The organism is Microbacterium sp. A8/3-1 (assembly GCF_040267695.1).
GTDB lineage: Bacteria > Actinomycetota > Actinomycetes > Actinomycetales > Microbacteriaceae > Microbacterium > Microbacterium luteolum.
The window spans coordinates 2340170-2363828 of sequence record NZ_CP158357.1; the positions used below are offsets into that span (position 1 = coordinate 2340170).

Sequence of the window (23659 nt, forward strand, 5' to 3'; positions counted from 1 at the left end):
CGCGGGCACGCCCGCTCGGCCGCGCAGATCCGGCGCGCTACTCGAGGGTGAGGTAGTCGGCGGCATCCGCACTGACGAGTGTGCGCGCGTTGAAGCCGCCTCGGCCATTGCCGGGGTAGAGGAAGAGCTCGCCCGCAGGAGTGCGTCCCAGCAGATCGGCGCGCTCGTCGCCGTTGTAGTCGACGCCACCGGTGAGGGCGGTGAACTCCAGCCATCCGGCACCGGCCGTGCGCCGTGCGCCGAACCCATTGACGCCGCCGGGATAGAAATAGAGGGTGCCCGTGTCGTCGATCCCGATGATGTCACCGCGCCCGTCGTTGTCGAAGTCTCCGCCGACGAGGAAATGGAATCCCTCCCAGCCGCCGCCGAGCGTCACGTAGGGCGTCGCGAATCCTCCCCACCCGGATCCGCGGAAGATGGTCATGACTCCGCCGGCCGAGACGCCGATGACATCCTGCTTCCCGTCGCCGGTGTAGTCGGCGCCCGATGTCACGTGCAGCATGTCGTACCAGCCGTTGCCGACGATCGCGACCGCCTGGAACCCTCCGTTGCCCGCGCCGGCGAAGTACTCCAGCGCCCCATCGGATCGGGCAGAGAGGAAGTCGGCCTTGTCGTCGCCGTTGAGATCGGCGTGGGTGATGTGCCGCCGGATGGATGCCAACCCGGCGTATGTGGCCGTCTTCTGGAACGCGCCGGCGCCGTTGCCGGCGCGGAGCTGGAGATCTCCGTTGCCCGCGACCGTCATCAGGTCAGCGTTCCCGTCGCCGGTGTAGTCGGCCGAGGCGACCGTGGAGATGGGATCGGTGCCGAGCCCGGGGAAGAACAGCGGGATCAGGTCACCGCGCCGCACATTGCTCAGACATGTGAAGCCGTCGTTGATCTGGGTGTACACCGCGCCGTTCAATCGCACCTCGAAGTGCAGGTGATTGGCGCTGGTCGCTCCGGTCTTGCCCACCACCCCGATCTGCTGGCCGCGCACGACAGGGGTGCCCGGCTCGTACCATCCGGGAGCGACCATGTGGGCGTAGCGCGTGACATAGCCGCCGGGGTGCTGGATGTCGACGTAGTTGCCGTAGCCGCTGTTGGAGGTCCGCGATTTGATGACCCCGTCGTACGCGGCGAGGATCGGATCCCCACCCGACCCGGTGATGTCGATCCCCTCATGGGGGCGGTAGTCGCCGAGGCATCCGTCCCCGACCTTCGACTGGATGTTGCCCGACGCCGGGAAGATCATCTGCCCGTCGGTCGCCGCAGCGGCCGGGGTGGCCGAGGAGAGGGAGGGCACGAGTGCTCCGATGACCAGCGCCATCGCGGTGACCGCGCTCACGCGCACGAGACGCCAACGGGATGCTCGCTTCATCTCGACGTACTCTCTTGCTCGGTCGGCCCCAGGGACGCAGTGTCCTCCGCCGTCACCGTACCAGGGCGCATGGGGCCGACCGGCGAACGTCGACGGAGGATGCCGGGTGTCGCCGTGCGCGCGTCACGACGGTCAGAGCAGGTCGAACGTCCCGCCGAAGGGAGCGGAGTCATCTCCGTTGTCGCGATGGTCGTACTGCACGGTGTCGACCGAGATCACGACCTGGGTCGCCGTCGACACGAGCACGCTGACCGAGCGGTTGCCGACCACGACGAACTCGACGAACCGGGGACCGTCACGGACAGCGGACTCGATCTCCCCTTTCAGTTCGTCGACATCCTGTCCCTGCGCCAGGAAGAACCCGACGTCGTTGACCGTGACCCGGGTGCGCACCATGGTCCGCATCTCACTCATTCCACTCGCCTCCCCGTTCTCCGTCATCCGGTGACAATAGCCCGAGGGGGGTCGAGGCATAAGGGGATTGCGCGCCGGGCGATTCCCGGGCATGCAAAGACGGGTGCGCGCGGGTGTACGGTTCAAGGATGGGCAGACTCCGGTACGACGGCACCTCGGATCCGATCCTCATCGAGGACAAGACCCTGGCGCACCTGAAGATCGTGATCGCGACGAAGCTCCGCCGCCAGGAGAGCTTCATGATGACGTGGCGCCCTGTCAACGGCGGCGAGGATCAGCGTGCCACCGTATGGATCCATCCGGCGATCCCGCTGCAGTTCGGATTCGACAGCGCCGAGCCGCCCGCCGTCGATCCGCACCTGATCGCCGACATGATGAAGGCCCTCAACGCCACGGGCGAACTCGTCCTGGACCACCTGGTCGCCCCGCGCTGACGAGCGGGCGGCGGTGATCGCCATGACCGCGACGAAATCCGACCGCGCACGATGCAGGAGACGGAACTAGGCTGTATGCGCGCCCGCGCACGGCCTGACCTCCACCAGGTCTCGGCCGCGGCGTGAGCCCATACGACCTCCCCCCCATGGTCCACGTGTTGCCCGCTCGGCGGGACGGAGCCGCAGCTCCGCCACGTGGCCTCGCCAGAAAGGCTTGAAGCTCATGAGCGAATCCTCCGGAAGCACCGATCGCGACGAGCGGTCCCCCGACTTCTTCGATCAGCTGATCGAGACCAACCCGCGTGAGCCGCAGGCGGCGTTCACCGTGGGCTTCCGCGGCTACGACAAGGGTGAGGTCGACACGGCGCTCAGCACCCTCCGCGCCCAGATCCAGCAGCTGACGACGGACCTCGCCGACACCAAGGCCGACCAGACCGAGGCCGTCGAGGCCGTCCGGGCCGAAGAGCGCGCCGCCCGCGAGGCGCTCGAGGGCGAACTGAGCGCGGCGGCGGCGAAGGCCTCGGATGCCGAGCAGCAGATCGCGACCCTCACCTCGGAGCTCGTCGACGCTCCGCAGCCGGACGGGAAGGAAGCGCCGTCGCGCCAGCAATTCGAGGCGATCCTCCGCGTCGCCGAGGAGCAGGCGAACGTCCTGATCCAGAACGCCGCTGTGCAGGCCGATCGGCTGATGTCGTCGGCTCGTGAAGAGGTCACGGCGCAGCGCGCCGAGGCCGAGGCCGACGCCGAGCGCATCACCGCGCAGGCGCAGCGCGATGCCGACCAGGTGCGCCTGAAGATGGACACCGAGTACACGGCCCACGAGGCGCGCATCGAGCGCGAAGCCGCGCACGCCGAGGAGAAGGTCAACCAGGCCGCGCAGGAGGCGACCGCGATCCGCACCGAGGCCGAGAAGGGCGCGGCGGCTCTGCGCTCCCTCGTCACGCGCGAGACGACCCAGCTGCGCGCGGATGCCGAGCGCGAGGTGCGCGACATGAACGCGCGCGTCCTCGAGTTCGAGGAGACGCTGAGCCGACGCCAGGATGACGCGCAGCAGGAGTTCCTCGTGCTGCACAACCAGGCTGTCGCCCACGCCGAGCGCATCACGACCGACGCCAACGAGCAGGTCGCGGCATCCCTCGAGCACGCGCAGCGCATCTCGGCCCGGGCCGAGGACTACGAGCACCTGACGCGCTCACAGGCGCAGGCGATCGAGGCCGACGCGAAGGTGCGCGCCCGCGAGATCCTCGATCGTTCCCGCGTCAAGTCGCAGAAGATCGTCGAGTCCGTCACCGGCCACACCACCGCCGTGCTGCGGGATGCCGAGGACCGCGCCCGCCAGCTGCGCTGGCAGCAGCAGCAGCTCACGAGCTTCATGGCGGAGGTGCGCGAGCTGATCCGCCCCGACGGCATCTTCTCGGACGACGCCCTTCCCGCGGAGATCGCCGACGGCGCTCCGGCCGAGAGCGCGGAGGACGAGGCATCGGGCGAGGAGTTCCTCGGCGATGAGCTGCTCGAGGACGAGCTCGACGACCGCCCTCTCGAGAAGATCACGATCGACGTGGTCGACGCCGAGGAGAGCGGCAAGCGCTGACGCGGTCGACTGATCGGAGAAGAGGTGCGCGCGGGTGACCGCGCGCACCTCTTCTGCATCCTGACGGCATCCACCGATCGGTGGATGCCGTGGTCCGCCGGTCCACCGCTACCGCCGACCGCCGCTCCCGGGCATTCTGGGGTGCATGACAGAGAGCGTGATCGAGGTTCGCGACCTCCGCAAGGACTACGGCGACTTCACGGCCGTCGACGGCATCAGCTTCGACATCGAGCGCGGCGAGACATTCGCGCTGCTCGGCCCGAACGGCGCGGGGAAGTCCACGACGATCGAGATCCTCGAGGGCTATCGTCACCGCAGCAGCGGCGAGGTGCGCGTGCTCGGCGTCGATCCGCAGCACGGCGGCCTGGATTGGAAGGCGCGGCTGGGCATCGTGCTGCAGTCCACGGGAGAGGCCGGCTCGTTCACGGTGCGAGAGCTCCTGAAGGAGTTCGCCGGCTACTACCCGCGCCCCCGCGACGTCGACGAGGTCATCGCCGCCGTCGGTCTCGAGCAGAAGCAGCGCACACGGGCCGCGCGGCTCTCCGGCGGTCAGCAGCGTCGGCTCGACGTCGCTCTCGGCATCATCGGCCGACCCGAGCTCCTGTTCCTCGACGAGCCGACCACCGGTTTCGACCCCGAGGCCCGGCGCCAGTTCTGGGACCTGATCCGCTCGCTCAAGTCCGAGGGCACCAGCATCCTGCTCACCACCCACTATCTCGACGAGGCCGCGCAGCTCGGCGACCGCGCCGCCGTCATCGCCGGGGGCACGATCGCAGCGATCGGCGGCATCGACGAGCTCGGCGGAGCGGACTCGCGCATCCCGCTCGTCCGCTGGACCGACGCCGCGGGCGCGCGGAGGGAGGAGCGCACCGCCGAACCGGGAGCTCTCGTCTCCGCCCTGCAACGCGAGGGAGGAGAGCCCCGCGATCTGGAGGTCGTCCGCCCGACGCTCGAGGACATCTATCTCGACCTGATTCGCGCGTTCGACTCGCGCCTCGAGGAGACGGCAGCATGAGCAGCATCACGACCACGACGACGCCGACCACGAGGAAGTTCGGCATCGGGCGCACGATCCGCCTGGGCGTCCGGCGCATCCCGTTCGAGCTCCGCCAGTACTTCCGCGCCGGCGATCAGGTCTTCTTCACGTTCCTGTTCCCGACCCTCATGTACGTCGTCTTCGCGACGATCTTCACGGGCGACATCGGCGAGGGACCGGATCAGGTCAGCATGGCGACCTACTACCTTCCCGGCCTGATCGCGGGTGGCGTCCTGCTCTCGGGCGTGCAGGCGCCCGCGCTCGAGATCGCGGCCGAGAAGAGCGACGGCACGCTCAAGCGCCTCGGTGGAACGCCGATCTCACCCATCACGTACTTCATCGGCAAGATCGGCGAGGTGTTCGTCACCGCGATCCTGCAGATCGCCCTGCTGATCGCCGTCGCCGTGGTCGTGTACGGCGTCGAGCTGCCGACGGCCCCGGCGATCTGGGGCCGTTTCGCCTGGATCTTCGTCCTCGGACTGATCGCGTGCACGCTCCTCGGGATCGCGCTGTCCTCCGTGCCCCGCTCGGGGAAGTCGTCGGCGGCCGTGGTGATCCCGGTCGTGCTGCTGATCCAGTTCGTCTCGGGCGTCTACATCGCGTTCTCGATGCTGCCCGAGTGGCTGCAGAACGCCGCGGGCGTCCTGCCCGTGAAGTGGATCGCGCAGGGGATGCGGTCCGTGTTCCTCCCCGACTCCTTCCGCGCGGCGGAGACGAGCGGCTCCTGGGACATCGGGCTCATCGCCCTGATGCTGGTGGTCTGGCTCGCGGTCGGACTGGTGCTCAGCCGTCTCACGTTCCGCTGGATCCGTCGGGATCGCTGACGCCGACGGCGCCGGAGCGGGAAGAGGATGATGGAAGAGTGGTCGGCATGAGCGCCGTCGTCAGAGAGCGCGTGGGCTGGGACCTCGCCAGTGCCGCGCTCTTCGTCGTGATCGTGATCCTCGCGTTCACTCTTCCGCCGAGATTCCCCGGCTCGTCATGGTTCCTGGTCGCCACCGCCGTCGGGATCGCCGCGGTCTACGCCTTCGGCGCCCGACGCTATGTGAGCCTGCGCGAAGGCCCCGAGCCCTCGCCGCCGGTCTCCTGGCTGCTGCAGGCCGCCCTCATCGCGCTGCTCGCGATCGGCACCTCGATCGAGCCGACCATGATGCTGCTGCAGACGATCGTGCTGCCGCTGATCTGGATGACGTCGCGCTCCACCCGGCAGTCCATCCTCGTCACCCTGCTGAACGCGGTGGTGCTCTCGATCGCCTATGCCGCCTCCGACGGTTTCAGCCCCGGCATGCTGCTCGCCGGAGTCGTCACCTCGGGTCTGTCCGCGGCGTTCAGCATCGCGCTCGGGCTGTGGATCACGCGGATCGCGGAGTGGGGCTCGGAGCGTCAGCGCCTGCTGGCGGAGCTCACCGCCGCCCAGCACGGGCTGGAGGCCGCGAGCCGGGAGTCCGGAGCGGCTGCGGAGCGCGCCCGCCTCGCCCGGGAGGTGCACGACACGATCGCCCAGAGCCTCACGAGCATCGTGATGCTCGCCGAACGCAGCCGACTGGACGGCTCCCACGAGGCCATCTCCCTGATCGAGGATGCCGCGCGCGAGGCGCTGCGCGAAGCGCGCGCGCTCGTCGTCGTCGAGTCCTCGGCGGCCGACCCCTCCGGGTCGCTGGCCGAAGCGCTGCGACGGCTCGGCGAGCGGTTCGGTCGCGAGACGGGCCTTCCGGTGTCGGTCGAGGCCTCACCGCTCGTCGTCCCGAGAGACCTCCAGGTCGTCCTCCTGCGATGCGCGCAGGAGGGTCTCGCGAACGTGCGCAAGCATGCGGCCGCCGGCGCAGCGTCGCTCGTGCTGACCGTCGACGACGAAGCCGTCCTGGTCGTGAGCGATGACGGTCGCGGCCTCGGAGGCGTCCGCCCCGACGGCGCGGACATCGGCGCCGGGGGAGGATTCGGCCTCGCGGGGATGCGCGATCGGGTCGCGCTCGTGGGCGGTACCCTCGAGGCCCGCGACGGCGAGGCCGCAGGGACGACGCTGACCGTGCGCATCCCGCTCACGGTCGGGCAGGAGACGGCATGATCCGCGTCATCGTGGTGGACGACCATCCGATCGTCCGCTCCGGCATCGTCGGCCTGCTCTCGCTCGACGAGGGGATCGACGTGGTCGGCGAAGCCTCCGACGGCGCGGAGGCCGTCGCGCTCGCCACCGCCGAGCGTCCGGACGTCGTACTCATGGACCTGCGCATGCCGAACCTGTCCGGCGCCGCGGCCACCGCGCGGATCACTGCGACCCTCCCCGACGTGCGGGTGCTCGTGCTCACGACGCACGAGGGCGACGACGACATCCTGGGAGCGATCGAGGCCGGCGCGAGCGGCTATCTGCTGAAGGCCGCCCCGCAGGAGGAGATCGTCGCAGGTATCCGGTCCGTGGCCGAGGGCCACACCGTGCTGGCGCCCAGCATCGCGGCGACCCTCGTCACCCGCATGCGCCGGGAGGGCACGACACGCCCCTCGCTCAGCCCGCGGGAGCTCGAGGTGCTGCGTCTCGTGTCACGCGGTCGCAGCAATCCGGAGATCGCACGGGAGCTCTTCATCGGCGAGGCGACCGTGAAGACGCATCTGCTGCATGTCTTCGAGAAGCTCGAGGTCTCGGACCGCACACGGGCGGTCACGCTGGCGCTGGAGCTCGGTCTGCTCTGACCGAACCCCGCGCCGTCGTGGGTTACGCGCGGCCGAACTGCGCGACGGCAGGGCAGTCGAACGGGTCGGCGCCCGCGGAGAGACCGACGCGGTTGAGGTAGTCGATCACGATCTTGTACGAACGGAGCAGGTTGGTCTCGGTGTACGGCACGTCGTTGGCTGCGCAGTAGTCGCGGACGATCTCGCGCGCCTTGGCCAGGTACGGGCGCGGCATGCTCGGGAACAGGTGGTGCTCCACCTGGTAGTTGAGGCCGCCCATGAGCCAGGTGGTCGCCCATCCGCCGGTGATGTTGCGGGAGGTGCGCACCTGCTTGGTGAAGAAGTCGAGACGGGCACCCGGCTCGATGATCGGCATGCCCTTGTGGTTCGGCGCGAACGCCGCTCCCATGTAGACGCCGAAGACGGCGAACTGCACGCCCATGAAGGCGAACGCCATTCCGAGCGGGAGCATCATGAACACGGGGACGAGGATGAGGGCGAACCGCAGCGTGATGATGCTGAGCTCGGTCCAGCGTCCCTTGACGTTCTTCGTCGTCATGAGGTACTTCAGGCCGAGGAAGTGGAGGTTCAGTCCCTCGAGGGTCAGCAGGGGGAAGAAGAGCCAGCCCTGCTTGCGCGTGATCAGCTTGATGAAACCCTTCGCCTTCGCGGCATCTTCTTCGAGGAACGAGATCGTGTCGACCTCGATGTCGGGGTCCTTGCCGACCTGGTTCGGGTTTCCGTGGTGCTTGGTGTGCTTCGAGTCCCACCACGAGTAGCTCATGCCGATGCTGGCGATCACGATGCGGGCGAGCTTGAAGTTCGCGGGTCCCGTGGTCAGGATCTGACGGTGCGCCGCCTCGTGTCCGAGGAAGGCGATCTGCGTCAGGATGATGCCGAGGCCCGCGGCGATGAGCAGCTGGAACCAGCTGTCGCCGAGAAGGATGAAGCCCGTGATCAGTCCACCGAGGGCGACCGCGATGCCGGCGGCGACAGCGACGTAGAACCACTGCGCACGGCGGAGGAGACCTGTCTCCTTGACGACCTGCGAGACCTGCTTGTAGGCCTGCGCCATCGGGGGGAAATCGGCGTTGCCGGCGTAGGTCTGACGAACCGGTCCCAGCGTTGCGGTCTTTTCGACCTGTGTGATGGAGATGATCTTCTCCTGTCGATCGGAGCCCTTGAGCTATGGAAGCCCAAGGCGAGTGCCCAACGCTTACCTCACAGTAGCCCGACCCACATACGGCTCCGGGAATACATCCGGGGCCCTTGACGCGCCGCTTCCGGTGTGCTGATCGTCAGGCGCGAACGCGCCGCGGGCGGCGGCGGAAAGCGCGGGGAAGGACGAGTGCGCGTCCCTGCGTGAGCGGGGTCTTGGCGTGCTGAGTGCGCTCCAGGGCGGAGCGGGCGTCGTCGAGGGAGTCGAAGGCGCCGAGTTCCGCGCCGTGGTTGTCGCGCACGAGGTACGCGGTGCCGTCGAACTCGACGAATCCGGCGAATTCGCCGTTGCGCGTCGCGACGTGCACGTCGGCGTCGGCCTGCTTCCAGGTCAACGGATCGGATGGGGGGAAGGTGGTGGTGCTCATGGTGATGCTCATTGCTGTGTGGCGGGCACGCGTCGGCGCTCCGCAAGATGTGAGATCGAGGGCGGATGCCGCGCGCATCGATGTGCGTGGTCCGTGATGGCCCTGATCAGTGGCGACGTGGCGGCCGAGAGGGGCACAGCACACACGTTGCATCATCAGCATAGCAGATCTCGCCACGCCCTCCCCGACCGCCCCTCTGCGACCTCAGCTCGAGGGCGGCTGGCCGCCTCCGCCCGGGCCACCCTCGCCGCCGCCCGGAGCACCACCACCGGCGGCCGGCGCGGTGGTGGTGTCGACGCCGACGACCAGGGTCGCCGTGTATCCGGACGTCGCGTCGCCGCTGAGGGTGGCGAGTTGCGAGGCTCCGGCATCGTCCCCGAACACGTTGTCCCCCGCCAGCGTGACCTGCGCAAGGTTCTGAGCGGAGCCGGCGTACGCGGACTGCGCGTACACCGCGGAGCAGGCGGCCTCGGGGAGCGCCAGCTGCGACGTCGCGATCGCATTGGCCGCATCGGTGATCGACGCCGCATCCGGGAACACCTCGAAGTGGATGTGCGGCCAGCGGCCCGAGTAGCACCCGGGGAAGATCGAGGTGAACGACACCCTGCCGTCGGCATCCGCCACCTGCACGCCGCGCAGATAGGTGACGTCCTCGAGGCCCGAGGAGTAGAGGGAGTACTCCCCCTGCGCGGTGCAGTGCCAGGCGTAGACCGCGACACCGGCGAAGGGGACGCCGCCGTTCGCCAGATCGACGACCTGGAAGACGATGGTGAGCGGCACGCCGTCGGCCGTCGCCGCGCCATCGATCGATGAACGGATGTCGCGGCGGACGATGCCGGAGTCCTCGAGGACGTCGGGCCCGTTAGAGCCGTCGCCGGGATAGGGCCCCGCCGTCTCGTCGGGGATCTCCACGGTCTGGGTCCCGCCCCCGGCGTCCGCCGTCGAGGTCGGCGTGGGGGTGGGAGTCGAGGTCGCGCCGCCCGAGGCGGCAGGTGCGCAGGCGGCCAGCACGACGGCGCCGAGGCCGAGCCCCGCCAGGCCGAGGACCCCGCGCCGGCTGAGCAGAGTGCCGATGTCGAAGACGACGCCCTGATCGACGACCTCCTCATCGGCGCGATCGAGCAGCCGCCCCTCGTAGGTGGGACCGTCCGGCGTCGGGATGGGTTCGGGGATACGGCTCATGGTCGGGCTCCTCTCGAGTGAACCGATGGTGTGTCGTCACCATGGTCCTGAAGCGCCCGATCAGGATCCTCTGCCTGGGCTATGCGCTTCCTATGTCTCCACGCGCAAGGTCTCGCCGCGCGGCACCGGAGGGCGGATGACCAGCACGACGACGATGATCACCAGGATCAGCGCGGAGAGCGTCACGGGGATCGGCAGCACGGGGTCGAGCAGCACGAGGAGCGCGCCGACGGGGATGACCGTGTTCACGACGCGGTCGGCGTTCTCGCGGATCGCGATCCACCAGATGCCGATCAGGAAGACGGCGATCGGGATCGTGACCGTGAACGAGGCGGCGACGTTCGAGAGGTGGCTCTCCCCCGTGAGCACGTCGAGCTCCACCTCGATGCCGGCGGAGAAGGCGGCGGCCGCGGCGAAGACGAAGTAGTGCGTGTACCCATAGCGGAGCGAGCTGCGGAACGAGGTGATCGCGCGGTGGTGGGGCGGCCAGAAGTAGATCCACCAGACGGATGCCGTGACGACGAGCGTGAGCACGGAGATCGCGATCAGCGGGCCGAGCGTGTCGACCTTCTCGAGCGCGTCGATGATCGCGTTCGCGGAGGCCAGGAGACTCTCTCCCAGCACGATGAGCGTGAACAGGCCGTAGCGCTCCGTGATGTGATGCGGATGCCATGGCGTCTGCCGGCGGTACTCCGCGAACACCGGCACGCTGATCTCGATCAGCGCGAAGATCACGAAGGCCGTGATCTGCAGAGCCCCCGAGGGGACCAGGAGGAAGAGGATCCAGAGCACCTGGACGGCCGCGATCCCGAAGGCGTACCTTCTGGTCGCCGCACGGAGCGGCCCCGCCGATCGGGAGGCGCGCAGCCACTGCGCGACCATCGCGACACGCATCACGACGTAGCCGAGCACCACGACCGCGAAGTCGCCCTCGTTGAACGCGCGCGGGATGCCTGCCGCGAACACCAGGACGCCGCCCATCTGCACGAACGTCGTGACGCGGTACAGCCAGTCGTCGGTGTCGAACGAGGTCGCGAACCAGGTGAAGTTCATCCAGGCCCACCAGATCGCGAAGAACAGCATCGCGTACGACGTGATGCCGTGCAGGAAGTCGCCGTGGCTCAGTGCGTGGTGCAGCTGTGCCGAGGCGATGCTGACGGCGACCACGAAGACGAGGTCGAAGAACAGCTCGAGCGTGCTCGCGGTGCGATGGGGCTGGCCGGGATCACGCGGAAGCATCGTCAGGAGACGGAAGCGCGAGGCGGTGGAGTTCTCGGTCACCGCGTCAGAATAGTCCCTCGCGAAAAATTGATACGTCCATTCGGCGGAGATATCTTCCGCTCGGGCCCTCCATCCGCTACAGTGATCAAAGTCTGCTGTGCCTGCTGCTAGCGACCGCCGTGTGGGACGGCGAAATGCACTCCGTGAGTGGGATCACCGAGTTTCAGCAGGACCCGAGGGGTCGGGACGCAGACGATTGCCGTGAACGTGGGGTTCATGGTCTGGGGAAATCTGGGGATAACTGATGTCGCACTGGGGACTTCTGCGTACATTCACGGCTCAAGGAGCCTCGGCATGACTTCCGTCGAGGATGCTCTGAGCATCTCTCGTCCGGGCTCGGTCTTCTTGCCGATCGCCGCTCCGAGAGCGACCAAGTCGGTGACGCGCACGGTGGTCACACCGCGTGCTTCGGCGACTCTGGAAAGACGCCGCCAGTGGGAGCGTCGCTACCGGATGCGACTGCGGATCACGGATGCGGCCGTCATCCTGTTCGCCGTCGGTCTGACCGCGATGGTCCAGCTGAGCGTCGGCATCACCGGGTTCGAGGTCCTTCGAGACGGCATCCCCCTCGCCGCGCTCTGGTACCTCATGCTCAGTGCTCTGCACACGCGGGACGCCGCGCTGTTCCGTGCGAGTGCCACCGAGTACCGCGGCGTGGTCCACGCCAGCGGGCTCGCCTTCGGGATCATCGCCATCGTGGCGGTGCTGCTCGCATGGAAGTCGATGCAACTGACGCTGCTGCTGGGGCTGCCCGTCGGTGTGTTGACACTTCTGGTGACCAGGTGGTTGTGGCGCCACTGGCTCCAGACCCAGCGGACGCACGGGCGGTTCGCCTCCCGCACGCTCGTCGTGGGTAACAGGGATGACGTCGAGTACGTGGTGCGCACGCTGCACCCGATCGGCGCGTCGGGCTACCAGGTGGTCGGCGCGACGCTCCTCGACGGCAACGCCCGCGAGGTGGAGATCGACGGCGCGGTGTTCCCAGTTCTGGGGAACGTGAACACCGTGTCGACGGTCGCCGCCGAGCTGGGCGCCGACACGATCATCGTGGCCAGCCGCCCCGAGGGCGAGCCGGAGTTCGTGAAGCAGCTGAGCTGGCAGCTGGAGGGGACCGCTGCCGAGCTCGTGCTGTCCAGCCGTCTCACCGATGTCGCGGGTCCGCGGATCTCGTTCGCGCCCGTCGAGGGCCTGCCGCTCATCCAGGTCAAGATCCCGACCTACGAAGGCGGAGTGCACGTGCTCAAGCGCGCGCTCGACATCGCCGTCGCCACGGTCGCGCTGATCCCGATCGGACTGTTGGCGCCGGTCCTGGCCGCGCTCATCAAGCTCGACTCTCCCGGACCCGTCTTCTTCTTCCAGGAGCGGGTGGGCCGCGACGGCCGCACGTTCCGGATCGTCAAGTTCCGCTCGATGAAGACCGACGCCGAACAGCAGCTCGCGGCTCTCAAGGCCGCCAACGAGGGCGCAGGTCTGCTCTTCAAGATGAAGGACGACCCCCGGGTCACCCGCGTCGGGAAGATCCTGCGCAAGCTGTCGCTCGACGAGCTGCCGCAGTTCTGGAACGTCCTCATCGGCGACATGAGCGTCGTGGGCCCGCGTCCGCCGCTTCCGAGCGAGGTCACGGCCTACGACGGCACCATCTTCCGCCGCCTGTACATCAAGCCCGGCATCACGGGTCTGTGGCAGGTGTCCGGCCGGAGCGACCTCTCGTGGGACGAGAGCGTGCGCCTCGACCTCCGGTACGTCGAGAACTGGTCCGTCATGAACGACCTGCAGATCATGTGGCGCACCGCCAAGGCGATGGTGCAGCCGAGCGGTGCATACTGAACGGATGAGTCAAGGGAACACGGCCCCCGTCGCTGAGTCCGTCGACATCGCCGGCGTCCGCGTCGACTCGTTCACCGAGGCCTCGCTCGTCGACCATGTGCTCGAGATGGCGACGAGCGACGGGGTCGACGTGGCGATCGGCGTGAACGCGCACGTGTGCAACCTGGCTCGCAAGGATCCGCACTTCCGGCGCCTCGTGACCGACGGCTCGACCTACGCCGACGGCCAGTCCGTGGTCTGGGCCGCGAGGCTGCTCGGCGGGCACCTCCCTGGGCGCCTCGCGACCACCGACATCGCCGAACCCGTGCTACGTGCTGCGGCGGATGCCGGTATCCCGGTCTACTTCTTCGGGGCTGCGGAGGGCGTGGCGGAGCGCGCTGCGACGATCCTCCGGGAGAAGATCCCCGAGCTGCGACTGCGCACGCATCATGGCTACGTGGCCGCCGAGGGGATCGACGGCGTCCTCGACGACATGCGGTCGCACGGCACCGGCATCCTGTTCGTCGGAATGGGCGACCCGGCACAGCAGCTCTGGATCGACGCTCACCGCGATCGCCTGCCTCCCGCGGTGCTCACCTGCGGCGGTCTCTTCGACTGGCTCAGCGGATCGAACAAGCGCGCGCCCGGGTGGATGATCCGCGGGGGCCTGGAATGGCTGTGGCGCCTGATCATCGAGCCGCGTCGACTCGCCAAGCGGTACCTTCTGGGCAATCCGTCTTTCATGGCCGCGGTCGCGGCGCAGAGACTGCGCGGGTCGAGGGCATGAGCACCGCCGCGAGCTCGCCGCGCGGCGAGCTCGCCCGTGGCGGCGCGCTGAGCTTCGCCGGATCGGCCGTGAGCGCCGTCATGGGGCTCGTGCTGATCGTGATCCTCGGCCGGCTGCTCGGCGATGCCGGATCCGGCATCGTGCTGCAGGCCGTCGGCATCTTCACGATCGCTCTGGGCGTCGCGCGCTTCGGCATGGACTCCGCGGCGATCTGGATCCTTCCGCGTCAGCTGGAAGACCAGCGGCAGCTGCTGCGGCCGACCGGTGCGTTCCTCCTGATCACGTCGGCGGTCGTGGGGCTCGTCTGCTCCGCCGTCCTCTTCGTCGGCATCCTGATCGCAGAGGCGCAGAGTCCGGGAGACGATGTCGCGGCCGCGCTCCGGACGATCGTCTGGTTCCTGCCGGTCGCCTCCGTCATGCTCACCGCGCTTTCGGCGACGCGGGCGCTCGGCAAGGTCGACGCCTACGTCCTGGTCGGCAACGTGGCGCTCCCGACTCTCCGCCCGATCGCCATCGCCGTCGCGGTCGGTCTCGGAGCCGGAGCCGTCGCCGCATCCTTCGCCTGGGCGCTGCCCCTGCTCCCCGCCGCCATCGCCGCGGTCGCGGTGATGCTGGTGCAGCTCCGACGACAGGGACGGACGAGCGAACCGGGCTTCCTGCGGTCGGACGTGCCGAAGCGCACGCTCCAGTACGCGCTCCCCCGCGTCGTCTCCTCGGCGCTCGAGCAGCTGCTGATCTGGCTGGCGGTGATCATCGTCGGCGCGATCGCCGGCCCCGCCGCCGCGGGCGTGTACGGCTCGGCGAGTCGCTTCGTCGCCGCCGGCATGATCGTCGACACCGCGCTCCGCGTGGTGGTCTCGCCGATGTTCAGCCGGATGCTGCACCGCAAGGACACGGGCGAGCTCGAATCCGTCTACCGGACCGCCACCGTGTGGCTGGTGCTGTTCAGCGCCCCGGTCTACATCCTCCTGGCCGTCTTCGCGCCGGTCGCGCTGTCGCTGCTCGGAGAGTCCTTCGCCGACGGCCAGAGCGTCCTCATCGTGATGTCCGTCGGTTCGATCGTGACCTTCCTCGCGGGCAACATCCATTCCGTCCTGCTGATGAGCGGCCGCAGCGGATTGGCGGCGCTGAACAAGGCCGTCGCCGTCGCCGTCAACGTCGGTCTCATCTACCTCCTCGTGCCCCTCTGGGGCATCACGGGAGCAGCCGTCGCGTGGGCGGTCGCCTGCGCGCTCGACGCGGCGCTCGCCTCGCTGCAGGTGCGCTTCGTCCTCGGGCTGCGGGTGTCACCGCTCGCCGGGATCTACCCGCTCATCGTCGCCATCGTCACGATCGGGGTCCCCGCGGCGGCCTTCCGGCTGCTCTTCGGCGCGACATGGCTCGGGCTCATCGCCACCGCCGTCGTCGGCGCCGCCCTGTTCCTCGCGTGGTGCCGGTTCGATCGCCGACGTCTCCACCTGGATCAGCTGCGACTCCCGGGCGCTCGATAGATCAGAACTCGGGGCTGGTGCAGGATTCGACAGGCATGCTAGAATGCCGCCTGGGGAATCTTCTCGTCTCTTCGTATGAGAAGCCGCTCGGTGGGACGAGCAAATCAGAATCTGGGGAAAACAGGGGATGTCTAACGACGTTTTGGGGACGCCTGTTGCGAAAAAACGCAGCACGGCATTGTGGATAGCGATCGCGGCAGTGGTACTCGCCGTCGTCGGTACCGTCAGCGCGTTCGCGCTGACGGCGAACCGGGACGACCAGGCCACGAACGGATCAGGGCCTTCGCCGACGCCGAGCGTCACGGCGACGCCCGCTCCGGCTGCGCCGCCGACGGTCGCAGGTGAGATCGACGCCGACGAGGCGCAGCTCACCATCCAGACCGCGCTGGCCGCGCCGATCGGCACCGCCGGTACGTCGGCTGATCTGGCCGCCGTGCTGAAGGACGTCGCGGTCGACGCCTATGCGGCCGAGGTCGAGGCGCAGTGGCAGGAACTCATCTCGCAGGGCTGGAGCATCGACGGCTCGCCCACGCTGGTGTCGACCGAGGTCACGAGCCTCTCCGCCGATGCCGAACCTCCGACGGCGGAGATCACCGCCTGCGTCGACTCGTCCGCAGTGACGATGCTCGACGCGAACGGCGCTCCGATCGGCGACGACTCGGCGAAGACGCCCCGCGCCCTCCACCTCTTCACACTCATCCAGGGAACTGACGACATCTGGCGGATCTCCGCCCACAGCTTCCCCAACGACCCGACATGCTGAACACGGCTGCTGACGAAAGGCGCCCTGCAATGACTCGCTCCACCTCACGTCGCTCCGGCCGCATCGCGGTCGCCGCTGCGACCGCTGCCCTCACGATCGCAGCGCTGTTCACTCCGGTGTCGGCCGCCACGGCGGCAGAACCCACGCTCCCGACGGCCGATGGCCTGACCGAGATCACGGCCGCCGCGTCGTGCTGGGAGATCAAGCAGCGCAACCCGCAGTCGCAGAACGGGGTCTACTGGCTCAAGACGCAGGCCATGGTCGCTGCCGACCAGTTCTACTGCGACCAGACCTCCAACGGCGGCGGCTGGGTGCTCGTCGGACGCGGACGCGAGGCATGGGCGACATCGACCAACGGCTCGGGCTCTCCCGAGCAGGTGCGCACCGACGTGACCGGCGAAGCGGCCTTCAAGCCCCGCCAGCTGCCCGGTGAGCTGATCGATCAGCTGGCCAACAACCAGCCGATCAAGAACCTCGCCGACGGCGTCCGCCTCGTGCGCGCCACGAACACGGCCGGCACGACCTGGCAGGATCTGACCTTCACCTTCTCGAGCCCGCGCGACAAGTGGACGTGGATGTTCAACAACGAGCAGCGCGTCAATCAGTACAAGGTGAACGGTGTCACCCGCAGCGGCGGCAACACCGCCAACTTCGGCAACGACAACAACTACATCCGCGTGCGCACGATCACCGGCTCCGCCGAGGGCTACGCGATGGGCTTCGGCTTCGGCCCCAACATCCGCGGTAACCCCGCGAGCTCGAGCTACCTCTGGTCGAAGGACACGAACACCGGCTCCGCCCGTCCGTTCACGCAGGTCTTCATCCGTCCGCAGCTCTCGACGGCTTCGTTCGAGAGCATCCCGGCATCCGGCTCCGCAGCCATCACGAACCAGGCGGTCGTCGACAGCTTCGCCCAGACGCAGAACTGGGGTGTCGCCGGTCTCGGCGCAGGCGCCGCCTCGACGGAGGGCAGCAACGAGGTCTCGGCATTCACCGAGGTCGGCAGCACGGTCTTCGTCGGAGGCAACTTCACCACCGTGCAGAAGACGGCGGGCGGGGGCAGCGCGCAGTCGCAGGCCTACCTCGCCGCTTTCCAGCGCGATACTGCCGAGTTCATCCCGACCTTTCGTCCGACCTTCAACAACCAGGTCAAGGCGCTCGCGCCGCTTCCCGGCAACCGCGTCGCGGTCGGCGGGTTCTTCACCCAGGTGAACGGCCAGAACGCTGCGGGCCTCGTGGTCCTCAACGCGACAACGGGTGCGATCGACACCGCATTCACGGGGCGCCTGATCAACGCGCTCAGCGGCGGCGTTCCCGTCGTGCGGACGCTCGACGTGCAGGGCGGATGGCTGTACGCGGCCGGCGTCTTCACGCACTCCACGGGCGGAACCTCCAGCGTGCAGAGCTACACGCGCGGCGCCGTGCGCTTCAACGTGACCAACGGCACGCCCGACGGCACGTGGAACCCGGAGTTCAACGGCACGGTCATGAGCGTGGATGCATCCGCACAGGATGACCGCGCGTACTTCGCCGGCTTCTTCACGATGTCGAAGTCCCGCCCGGCCGACAAGGCCGCGGCGATGTCGACGGCGAACACCGACCTGTTCCCGTGGGCGGTCGTCTTCTCGAACCGCAACAGCGGCCGGACCGGCTACCAGCAGGCGGTTCTCGAGGTCGGCAACCGCGTCTGGCTGGGAGGATCCGAGCATTCGCTGTTCAGCTACTCCCGTGACGGACTCACGCTGCAGAGCTCGTCGGTCGGAAACGCCGGCGGCGACTTCCAGGCGATCGCCACCGACGGCAACGCCGTCTACGGCGGATGCCACTGCTTCGAGACGCAGTACGACGGATCGACGACCTGGAACCCGGTCGGCACGGCCTGGACCGCCGCGGATGCCGTCTACGGCTCCGGTGCGTGGAGTGCCTCGACGGGTGCTCGCATCCCGAGCTTCAACGGCGACTTCGACACCAACCGCGGTGCCGGCGCCTGGGCGCTGTTCGTCGACTCGACCGGCACGCTGTGGCAGGGCGGCGACTGGACCTACTCCACGCAGGCCGGGTACAACCGGCAGTGGTCGGGAGGCTTCGTCCGCCATGCGCAGCGCGACACGGTCGCGCCCACGACGCCGACGAACCTCGTCGTGAACACGAAGACCGACGGCGTAGCCCTCACTTGGGGGGCCTCGACCGACAACCGCGGCGTCACGGCATACCAGGTGCTCCGCAAGGATCGCGTCGTCGCCACGGTGACGGGCACGACAGCGACCCTCCCCGCAGCACCGGCCGACACGCTCTACTTCGTCCGCGCCATCGACGCACGGGGCAACGCCTCCGCGTCGACGGCAGGGGTCACGGCAGTCGCGCCTCCGGCGGAGCCGACCACGGCCACGCTCGTCGCAGCAGGATCGAACTGGTCCTACCTCTACAACGCGGCGGGACCGACGGGCGCCTGGACGACCACCGGATACGACAGCTCGGCCTGGCAGACCGGTGCCGCTCCGCTCGGATGGGGCCAGACGACCCTCGGCACGACGCTGACCAGCGCCGCACCGAAGCCTCTCGCCTCGTTCTACCGGCAGGGATTCCAGGTGGCCAACGCCGCGGTGGTGGAATCGGTGAAGATCACCACGCGAGCCGATGACGGCATCGTGCTCTACGTCAACGGCACCGAGGTTCTGCGCAAGAACGTCGACGCCGGAGCAGCGGGAGTCGGTACCTACGCGAACGCTGCGGTCGGCGCTGCCGCTGCCCTGGCGAACCCGGTGACGATCACCGTGCCGGGCAACCTGTTCACCACGGGCACCAACGTGATCTCGGCCTCGGTGCACTCGAACTACCGGACGACGCCGAGCCACAGCTTCGAGCTCGAGGCCGTGGCGACGATCGGCACGCAGCCGGCTCCGCCGGCACCGCCGGCCGAGCCGGAGCCCGAGCCCGAGCCGGAGCCGGAGCCCGAGCCCGTCGACACGACGGTCGTGGCGGCAGGATCGGCCTGGTCGTACCTGTTCTCGAACGACGCGACGCCCGCGAACTGGGCGGCGACCGACTTCGACGCCTCGACCTGGACGTCCGGCACCGGCGCATTCGGCTGGGGTCACACCGAGCTCGCGACTCCGCTCGACACCACGCTGAGCCCGCGTCCGATCACGAGCTACTACCGGCAGCCGATCACGCTCTCGTCGGTCGACTTCACCAAGTTGACCGTGACGACGCGTGCGGATGACGGCGTCGTGGTCTACGTCAACGGGGTCGAGGTCGCACGGAAGAACCTGAACGAGGGCGCCGTGACGCAGAGCACCTACGCGAACGCCGCGGTGTCGGCTTCCGCAGCCGTCAGCACGCCCTTCGTGTTCGATGTCCCGGCTTCGGCCTTCGTGGCGGGTGCGAACGTGATCGCCGTCGAGGTGCACTCGAACTACCGCTCGACTCCGAGCCATAGTTTCGAGCTGTCCGCCGTGGCATCATGACGGGAGTGATCTCACAGAGTCGACCCGGTTTCCGCGAGTACCTCGCAGATCTCAACCGCGCCCAGAAGAGCGGCGCGGGGGTGCCCGCGTACACGCGCTGGGTGAACCGTCGGCTGGCTCGTGGGATCGCTGCCGCGTCGTCGGCACTGGGACTCACCCCGAACGCGGTGACAACGATCAGCGCGATCCTCTCGGCCGCCGGGCTCGCGCTGATGATCGTCGTCGGTCCGACCTGGTGGTCGGCTCTGCTGACGGCTGCGCTCCTCGCCCTGGGCTATGTCTTCGACTCCGCCGACGGCCAGGTCGCCCGCCTCACGGGGACATCCAGCCCGGCGGGCGAGTGGCTCGACCACGTCGTCGATGCGATCCGCACGCCGGCGATCCACCTCACGGTGGCCGTCGCCGTCATCCTGCACCGCCCTGAGCTCGTCTGGGTCGCCGTCATCGCGCTGCTCTTCACCGTGATGAGCGTCGGCCAGTTCATGAGTCAGATCCTGGCCGAGCAGCTCGTCCGGAACTCCGGCGGCGAGACCGGCGAGAGCAACGGCGTCCGCAAGTCGCTCTTCCTGCTGCCGACGGATACCGGCGTGCTGTGCTGGAGCTTCGCGTTCTGGACGTTCCCGCCGGCATTCGCCGTCGTGTACACGCTCCTGTTCGCGATCAACCTCGTGCACACGGCGGCGTCGATGCGGCGCAAGTACCGCAAGCTCGTCGCTCGCTGACACCGCGCGCGGGTCTCGTCCATCGGACGACCCGCGCGCCGGCCTCGCTCAGGAGTCCGCTGCCACCGGATTGCGCGCCTCATGGCGCAGGGTCGCCGTCCGCTCGCTGCGTGCCGGGAACGGCCAGGAGATGCCCGATTCCTTGCGCTGCGCGCGCGGCAGACCGCGCTCCGCGATCGCGCCGAGGATCCGCGTGTCGATCCCGTCTGCCTCTTCCCTGATCCAGCGGATCTCGGCGGTCGTCGTGTCCCGCTCACGGGTGACCACCACGACGGACTGCGCCACGCGAAGACCGGCGAGGATGCTGGCGGGATGCGCGCCGGACGAGAGCACGAGGAACGTGATCTCGTCGCTGCCGGCGTTCTCGATCGCCGCGTACGTCTGTTCGGTGAGAAGCAGGTCTCCCTGGTACTCGTCGCCCTCGTCGGTCGCTGAGAACACGCGCAGGGAGGGGATCGTCGACGAGGTCGCCGTGCCGGCGTCCTCGTCGTCCAGCGCGAGCGCGGCGCGGAGGTGCTCCCGGAACTCGTCCGTTCCCTCCGGGACGATGACCTGCACCTCGTGTCCTGCCTGCGCGGTCACGACGGCGAGGTTGACGGCGGTGGGCGACGTCTCCGTGCGGTGCGTCGCGTCGATGACGAGGACCGTCGTTCCCAGATAGATGTCGACGAGAAGACGCTCGCGGGTGACGCGCAGCGAATCCGCCGCGGCACCACGCGCCGGCACGTCTTCACGCCGCGCATCGACCGTCGCGAACACCGGGGCGCGGAGAGCACGTGACATCTCCCTGGCGTTGCGCAGCCGGCGATCGAAGGGATTCCAGATGAACGCCGCGATGAGTCCGAGGACGAGTCCTGCGGCTATGCCGGTGAGCAGCGTCACCGTGCGCCCAGGGGCGAAGCCGAGCTCATTGTCCTCGGCGGCCGAGAGGACGATGCCGCCGGTCGTGTCGACGCTCTGCAGCCCGTTGCGCTGCGAGAGCAGTCCGTCGAGCTCGGTGAGGATCTGCTGACGCTGCGTCGTCGCCTGCGCATAGGCGGCGCTGGTCACATCGGCGCTGACGAGCGCCTGGTTGGCCTCGCCGAGAGTCGTGTTGAGTGCGTCGATGCGCTCGGTGAGGCTCGTGACCATGACATCGATGCGCTCATCGGCCTGATCGCTGCGGAAGGAGAGGTAGGCGGAGGCGACGGCATCCGCACCCTTGATCGCCTCGGCGGCGTTGTCCGCGTCGAAGTCGACCGTCACGACGGCAGCGCCGGACGAGGTCGTCACCGTGGACGCGGCGCGGATCTCACTCGCCTTCATCGCACCGTCGAGCAGGTCCGACGCCCGCGACGCGACGACGTGCGATCGGGCGATGGCCGTCTCGGTCGCATCGTCGAGCAGACCGGACGCGGCCTTCTGCGCGCTGAACGGCTCGGTCGTGATCACATTGAGGTTGATCGTGGTGGTGGCTGTGACCGTCTGCTGCGCGACCACGAGGTATCCCGCTGCCGCGATGCCCCCGAGCACCGTCGCGGCGAGGATCACCCGCCACTGTCGCTTGAGCACGAAAACGTACTGCTCGAATCCGAGCGTCGCCGTGCTTCCCTGATCCTCGTCCATCAACGATCTTCCCCTCGACTGCGAGCGCGCCTGTGCCGACCCCACGGGCTCCCAGCCCTCTTCTTGTCCGTGGGCCTATCCTAGGGGCGGAGCCTGAGTGATAACGGAGGACGCGTGCGTACGGATCTCGCCGTCGTCGGTGCGACGCCCCCGTCGACTGTCGCCCGCGCCGCCCTGCCCCGGTGGCCGTTCACGGCGATGCTCGCGCTGTTCCCTCTCTGGTGGGCCCTCGGGGTCGCCGAGATGGCCTGGATCCCGCTGGCCGGATGCATGGTCGTGCTCATGGTCAGGCGCGGTGCCATCCAGGTCCCCCGCGGCTTCGCGATCTGGCTGCTGTTCATGGTCCTCATGGGCGCATCGGTCATCGGCATCGACACGTCGGGCCGCCTCATCGGGTTCGTCTACCGGGCGCTGCTCTACGCGACCATCACCGTCGTCTTCGTCTACGTGTACAACGCGAAGGAGACGCTCACCCTGCGCTACGTGCTCGGGCTGATGACGCTCTTCTGGCTGTGGGCCGTACTCGGCGGTTTCGCGGGCGTCGCGGCACCCGAGTTCGCCTTCCGCACACCGCTGTCGTACATCCTGCCGCAGGGTCTCCAGGCGAACGAGCTCATCAGCGAGATGGTCGTTCGACGGCTGACGCAGTTCAACCCCGACAGCTGGCTCGCGCTCGATCCGCGACCCTCCGCGCCGTTCCTCTATACGAACGGCTGGGGCAACGTCTACTCAGTGACCCTCCCGATGGTGGTCGCGTACATGACTCTCATCCGCCGGGGCAAGACCTTCTGGCTGCTGCTCCTGGCCATCCCGCTGTCGCTCATCCCGGCCTTCCTCACCCTCAACCGCGGCATGTTCATCGGCCTCGCGGTGGCCGCCGCCTACCTCTTCCTCCGCTTCGCGATGGCCGGCCGACTCCGACAGGTGCTCCTGCTCACCGTCATCGGCGTGGTGGCGGCGGTGGCCGCGATCGCCCTCGACGTCGGCAGCAAGCTCACCGACCGCGTCGAGACGAGCTCGTCGACGGAGGATCGAGCGAACCTCTACGAGGAGACATTCGTCCGCACGCTGCAGTCACCGCTCTTCGGATACGGGGCGCCCCGCCCGTCCTTCACGGACGGAGCTCCCTCCGCCGGGACGCAGGGGCACCTGTGGATGGTGATGTTCTCGCACGGCTTCCCCGCGCTGATCTGCTTCGTCGGCGCCCTGGTCTGGATGTACTTCGCCACCATCCGCGGCCGCAGCACCGCGATGCTGGTGCTGCACACCGTGCAGCTCGTGATCCTCGTCGAGGTGTTCTTCTACGGCGTGCTGCCCAACGGACTGATCCTCACCTTCCCGGTGGCCGCGCTCGCCATGAGGGAGCTCCGGGCGTCGCGGGCGTCGAGAACGTCATTGTCGCCACCCCCGTCGAACCGCTAGGATGTACCGGGTCACGCCAGAAGGGGAGCGCGTGACATCGACCAAGACT

At 68.6% G+C, this 23659-nt stretch carries 20 protein-coding genes; 13 read left to right on the forward strand and 7 right to left on the reverse strand.

Going from position 1 to position 23659, the window contains the following annotated elements:
• Nucleotides 1-37: 37 nt before the first annotated feature.
• Together ABS642_RS11505 and ABS642_RS11510 are read right to left on the reverse strand one after the other, a co-directional pair.
• The gene (locus tag ABS642_RS11505; protein WP_350350164.1) at nt 38-1360 is read right to left on the reverse strand and encodes a VCBS repeat domain-containing M23 family metallopeptidase; all 1323 of its coding nucleotides are present in this window, start codon (nt 1358-1360) and stop codon (nt 38-40) included.
• 132 nt (nt 1361-1492) lie between these two features.
• On the reverse strand, nt 1493-1774 hold the full coding sequence (locus tag ABS642_RS11510) for a hypothetical protein (protein WP_282214703.1): 282 nt from the start codon (nt 1772-1774) through the stop codon (nt 1493-1495).
• A 128-nt stretch (nt 1775-1902) separates the two neighbouring features.
• Here ABS642_RS11510 and ABS642_RS11515 point away from each other — a divergent pair, with 128 nt between their 5' ends.
• The 6 genes from ABS642_RS11515 (at nt 1903) to ABS642_RS11540 (ending at nt 7520) form a co-directional block, all read left to right on the forward strand.
• A complete protein-coding gene (locus tag ABS642_RS11515; RefSeq protein WP_282214704.1) occupies nt 1903-2208 on the forward strand; it encodes a hypothetical protein in 306 nt (101 codons plus the stop codon).
• A 223-nt stretch (nt 2209-2431) separates the two neighbouring features.
• Nucleotides 2432-3799 carry a cell division initiation protein gene (locus tag ABS642_RS11520; protein WP_350350165.1) on the forward strand — a complete coding sequence of 456 codons (1368 nt, stop codon included), beginning with the start codon at nt 2432-2434 and terminating at the stop codon, nt 3797-3799.
• A gap of 145 nt (nt 3800-3944) precedes the next feature.
• Nucleotides 3945-4814 (forward strand): ABC transporter ATP-binding protein, encoded by an 870-nt coding sequence (locus ABS642_RS11525; RefSeq protein WP_350350166.1) that lies wholly within the window; start codon nt 3945-3947, stop codon nt 4812-4814.
• Nucleotides 4811-5659, forward strand: a complete 849-nt coding sequence (locus ABS642_RS11530; RefSeq protein WP_350350167.1) for an ABC transporter permease — start codon at nt 4811-4813, stop codon at nt 5657-5659. The genes ABS642_RS11525 and ABS642_RS11530 overlap by 4 nt, the downstream gene beginning before the upstream one ends.
• 47 nt (nt 5660-5706) lie before the next feature.
• On the forward strand, nt 5707-6900 hold the full coding sequence (locus ABS642_RS11535) for an ATP-binding protein (protein ID WP_350350168.1): 1194 nt from the start codon (nt 5707-5709) through the stop codon (nt 6898-6900).
• Nucleotides 6897-7520, forward strand: coding sequence for a response regulator transcription factor (locus ABS642_RS11540; protein WP_282214709.1), 624 nt, complete (start codon nt 6897-6899; stop codon nt 7518-7520). The genes ABS642_RS11535 and ABS642_RS11540 overlap by 4 nt, the downstream gene beginning before the upstream one ends.
• 22 nt (nt 7521-7542) lie before the next feature.
• On the opposite strand, the gene ABS642_RS11545 is transcribed toward ABS642_RS11540, so the two are convergent.
• The 4 genes from ABS642_RS11545 to ABS642_RS11560 form a co-directional block, all read right to left on the reverse strand.
• Nucleotides 7543-8655, reverse strand: a complete 1113-nt coding sequence (locus tag ABS642_RS11545) for an acyl-CoA desaturase (RefSeq protein ID WP_282217531.1) — start codon at nt 8653-8655, stop codon at nt 7543-7545.
• Between the two features lie 142 nt (nt 8656-8797).
• On the reverse strand, nt 8798-9085 hold the full coding sequence (locus ABS642_RS11550; RefSeq protein ID WP_350350169.1) for a hypothetical protein: 288 nt from the start codon (nt 9083-9085) through the stop codon (nt 8798-8800).
• Between the two features lie 204 nt (nt 9086-9289).
• Entirely contained in the window at nt 9290-10267 is a 978-nt protein-coding gene (locus ABS642_RS11555; protein WP_350350170.1) for an intradiol ring-cleavage dioxygenase, read from the reverse strand.
• Between the two features lie 90 nt (nt 10268-10357).
• Nucleotides 10358-11548 (reverse strand): low temperature requirement protein A, encoded by a 1191-nt coding sequence (locus ABS642_RS11560; RefSeq protein ID WP_350350171.1) that lies wholly within the window; start codon nt 11546-11548, stop codon nt 10358-10360.
• Between the two features lie 294 nt (nt 11549-11842).
• Between ABS642_RS11560 and ABS642_RS11565 the strand changes: the two genes are divergently transcribed.
• The 6 genes from ABS642_RS11565 (at nt 11843) to ABS642_RS11590 (ending at nt 20583) form a co-directional block, all read left to right on the forward strand.
• A complete protein-coding gene (locus ABS642_RS11565; RefSeq protein WP_350350172.1) occupies nt 11843-13375 on the forward strand; it encodes a sugar transferase in 1533 nt (510 codons plus the stop codon).
• Between the two features lie 4 nt (nt 13376-13379).
• A complete protein-coding gene (locus tag ABS642_RS11570) occupies nt 13380-14141 on the forward strand; it encodes a WecB/TagA/CpsF family glycosyltransferase (protein ID WP_350350173.1) in 762 nt (253 codons plus the stop codon).
• Nucleotides 14138-15631, forward strand: coding sequence for an oligosaccharide flippase family protein (locus tag ABS642_RS11575; protein ID WP_350350174.1), 1494 nt, complete (start codon nt 14138-14140; stop codon nt 15629-15631). The genes ABS642_RS11570 and ABS642_RS11575 overlap by 4 nt, the downstream gene beginning before the upstream one ends.
• A gap of 199 nt (nt 15632-15830) precedes the next feature.
• On the forward strand, nt 15831-16394 hold the full coding sequence (locus ABS642_RS11580; protein ID WP_282214716.1) for a hypothetical protein: 564 nt from the start codon (nt 15831-15833) through the stop codon (nt 16392-16394).
• 29 nt (nt 16395-16423) lie between these two features.
• Nucleotides 16424-19861 (forward strand): fibrinogen-like YCDxxxxGGGW domain-containing protein, encoded by a 3438-nt coding sequence (locus ABS642_RS11585; protein WP_350350175.1) that lies wholly within the window; start codon nt 16424-16426, stop codon nt 19859-19861.
• A gap of 5 nt (nt 19862-19866) precedes the next feature.
• Complete coding sequence (locus ABS642_RS11590) at nt 19867-20583, forward strand: CDP-alcohol phosphatidyltransferase family protein (protein WP_350350176.1); 717 nt, start codon at nt 19867-19869, stop codon at nt 20581-20583.
• A 48-nt stretch (nt 20584-20631) separates the two neighbouring features.
• Here the strand turns inward: ABS642_RS11590 and ABS642_RS11595 are convergent, their stop codons facing one another.
• Entirely contained in the window at nt 20632-22188 is a 1557-nt protein-coding gene (locus ABS642_RS11595) for a Wzz/FepE/Etk N-terminal domain-containing protein (protein WP_282214719.1), read from the reverse strand.
• A 114-nt stretch (nt 22189-22302) separates the two neighbouring features.
• On the opposite strand from ABS642_RS11595, the gene ABS642_RS11600 reads away from it, so the two are divergent.
• Nucleotides 22303-23610, forward strand: a complete 1308-nt coding sequence (locus ABS642_RS11600) for an O-antigen ligase family protein (RefSeq protein ID WP_282214720.1) — start codon at nt 22303-22305, stop codon at nt 23608-23610.
• Nucleotides 23611-23659 lie beyond the last annotated feature (49 nt).

Excerpts from the sequence above, each read along its gene's own strand:
- ABS642_RS11515 (WP_282214704.1), top strand. The coding sequence starts at position 1,903 with ATGGGCAGACTCCGGTACGACGGCACCTCGGATCCGATCCTCATCGAG.
- ABS642_RS11595 (WP_282214719.1), bottom strand. The coding sequence starts at position 22,188 with ATGGACGAGGATCAGGGAAGCACGGCGACGCTCGGATTCGAGCAGTAC.
- ABS642_RS11520 (WP_350350165.1), top strand. The coding sequence starts at position 2,432 with ATGAGCGAATCCTCCGGAAGCACCGATCGCGACGAGCGGTCCCCCGAC.
- ABS642_RS11585 (WP_350350175.1), top strand. The coding sequence starts at position 16,424 with ATGACTCGCTCCACCTCACGTCGCTCCGGCCGCATCGCGGTCGCCGCT.
- ABS642_RS11525 (WP_350350166.1), top strand. The coding sequence starts at position 3,945 with ATGACAGAGAGCGTGATCGAGGTTCGCGACCTCCGCAAGGACTACGGC.
- ABS642_RS11575 (WP_350350174.1), top strand. The coding sequence starts at position 14,138 with ATGAGCACCGCCGCGAGCTCGCCGCGCGGCGAGCTCGCCCGTGGCGGC.
- ABS642_RS11555 (WP_350350170.1), bottom strand. The coding sequence starts at position 10,267 with ATGAGCCGTATCCCCGAACCCATCCCGACGCCGGACGGTCCCACCTAC.
- ABS642_RS11530 (WP_350350167.1), top strand. The coding sequence starts at position 4,811 with ATGAGCAGCATCACGACCACGACGACGCCGACCACGAGGAAGTTCGGC.
- ABS642_RS11550 (WP_350350169.1), bottom strand. The coding sequence starts at position 9,085 with ATGAGCACCACCACCTTCCCCCCATCCGATCCGTTGACCTGGAAGCAG.
- ABS642_RS11565 (WP_350350172.1), top strand. The coding sequence starts at position 11,843 with ATGACTTCCGTCGAGGATGCTCTGAGCATCTCTCGTCCGGGCTCGGTC.
- ABS642_RS11535 (WP_350350168.1), top strand. The coding sequence starts at position 5,707 with ATGAGCGCCGTCGTCAGAGAGCGCGTGGGCTGGGACCTCGCCAGTGCC.
- ABS642_RS11570 (WP_350350173.1), top strand. The coding sequence starts at position 13,380 with ATGAGTCAAGGGAACACGGCCCCCGTCGCTGAGTCCGTCGACATCGCC.
- ABS642_RS11540 (WP_282214709.1), top strand. The coding sequence starts at position 6,897 with ATGATCCGCGTCATCGTGGTGGACGACCATCCGATCGTCCGCTCCGGC.
- ABS642_RS11505 (WP_350350164.1), bottom strand. The coding sequence starts at position 1,360 with ATGAAGCGAGCATCCCGTTGGCGTCTCGTGCGCGTGAGCGCGGTCACC.
- ABS642_RS11510 (WP_282214703.1), bottom strand. The coding sequence starts at position 1,774 with ATGAGTGAGATGCGGACCATGGTGCGCACCCGGGTCACGGTCAACGAC.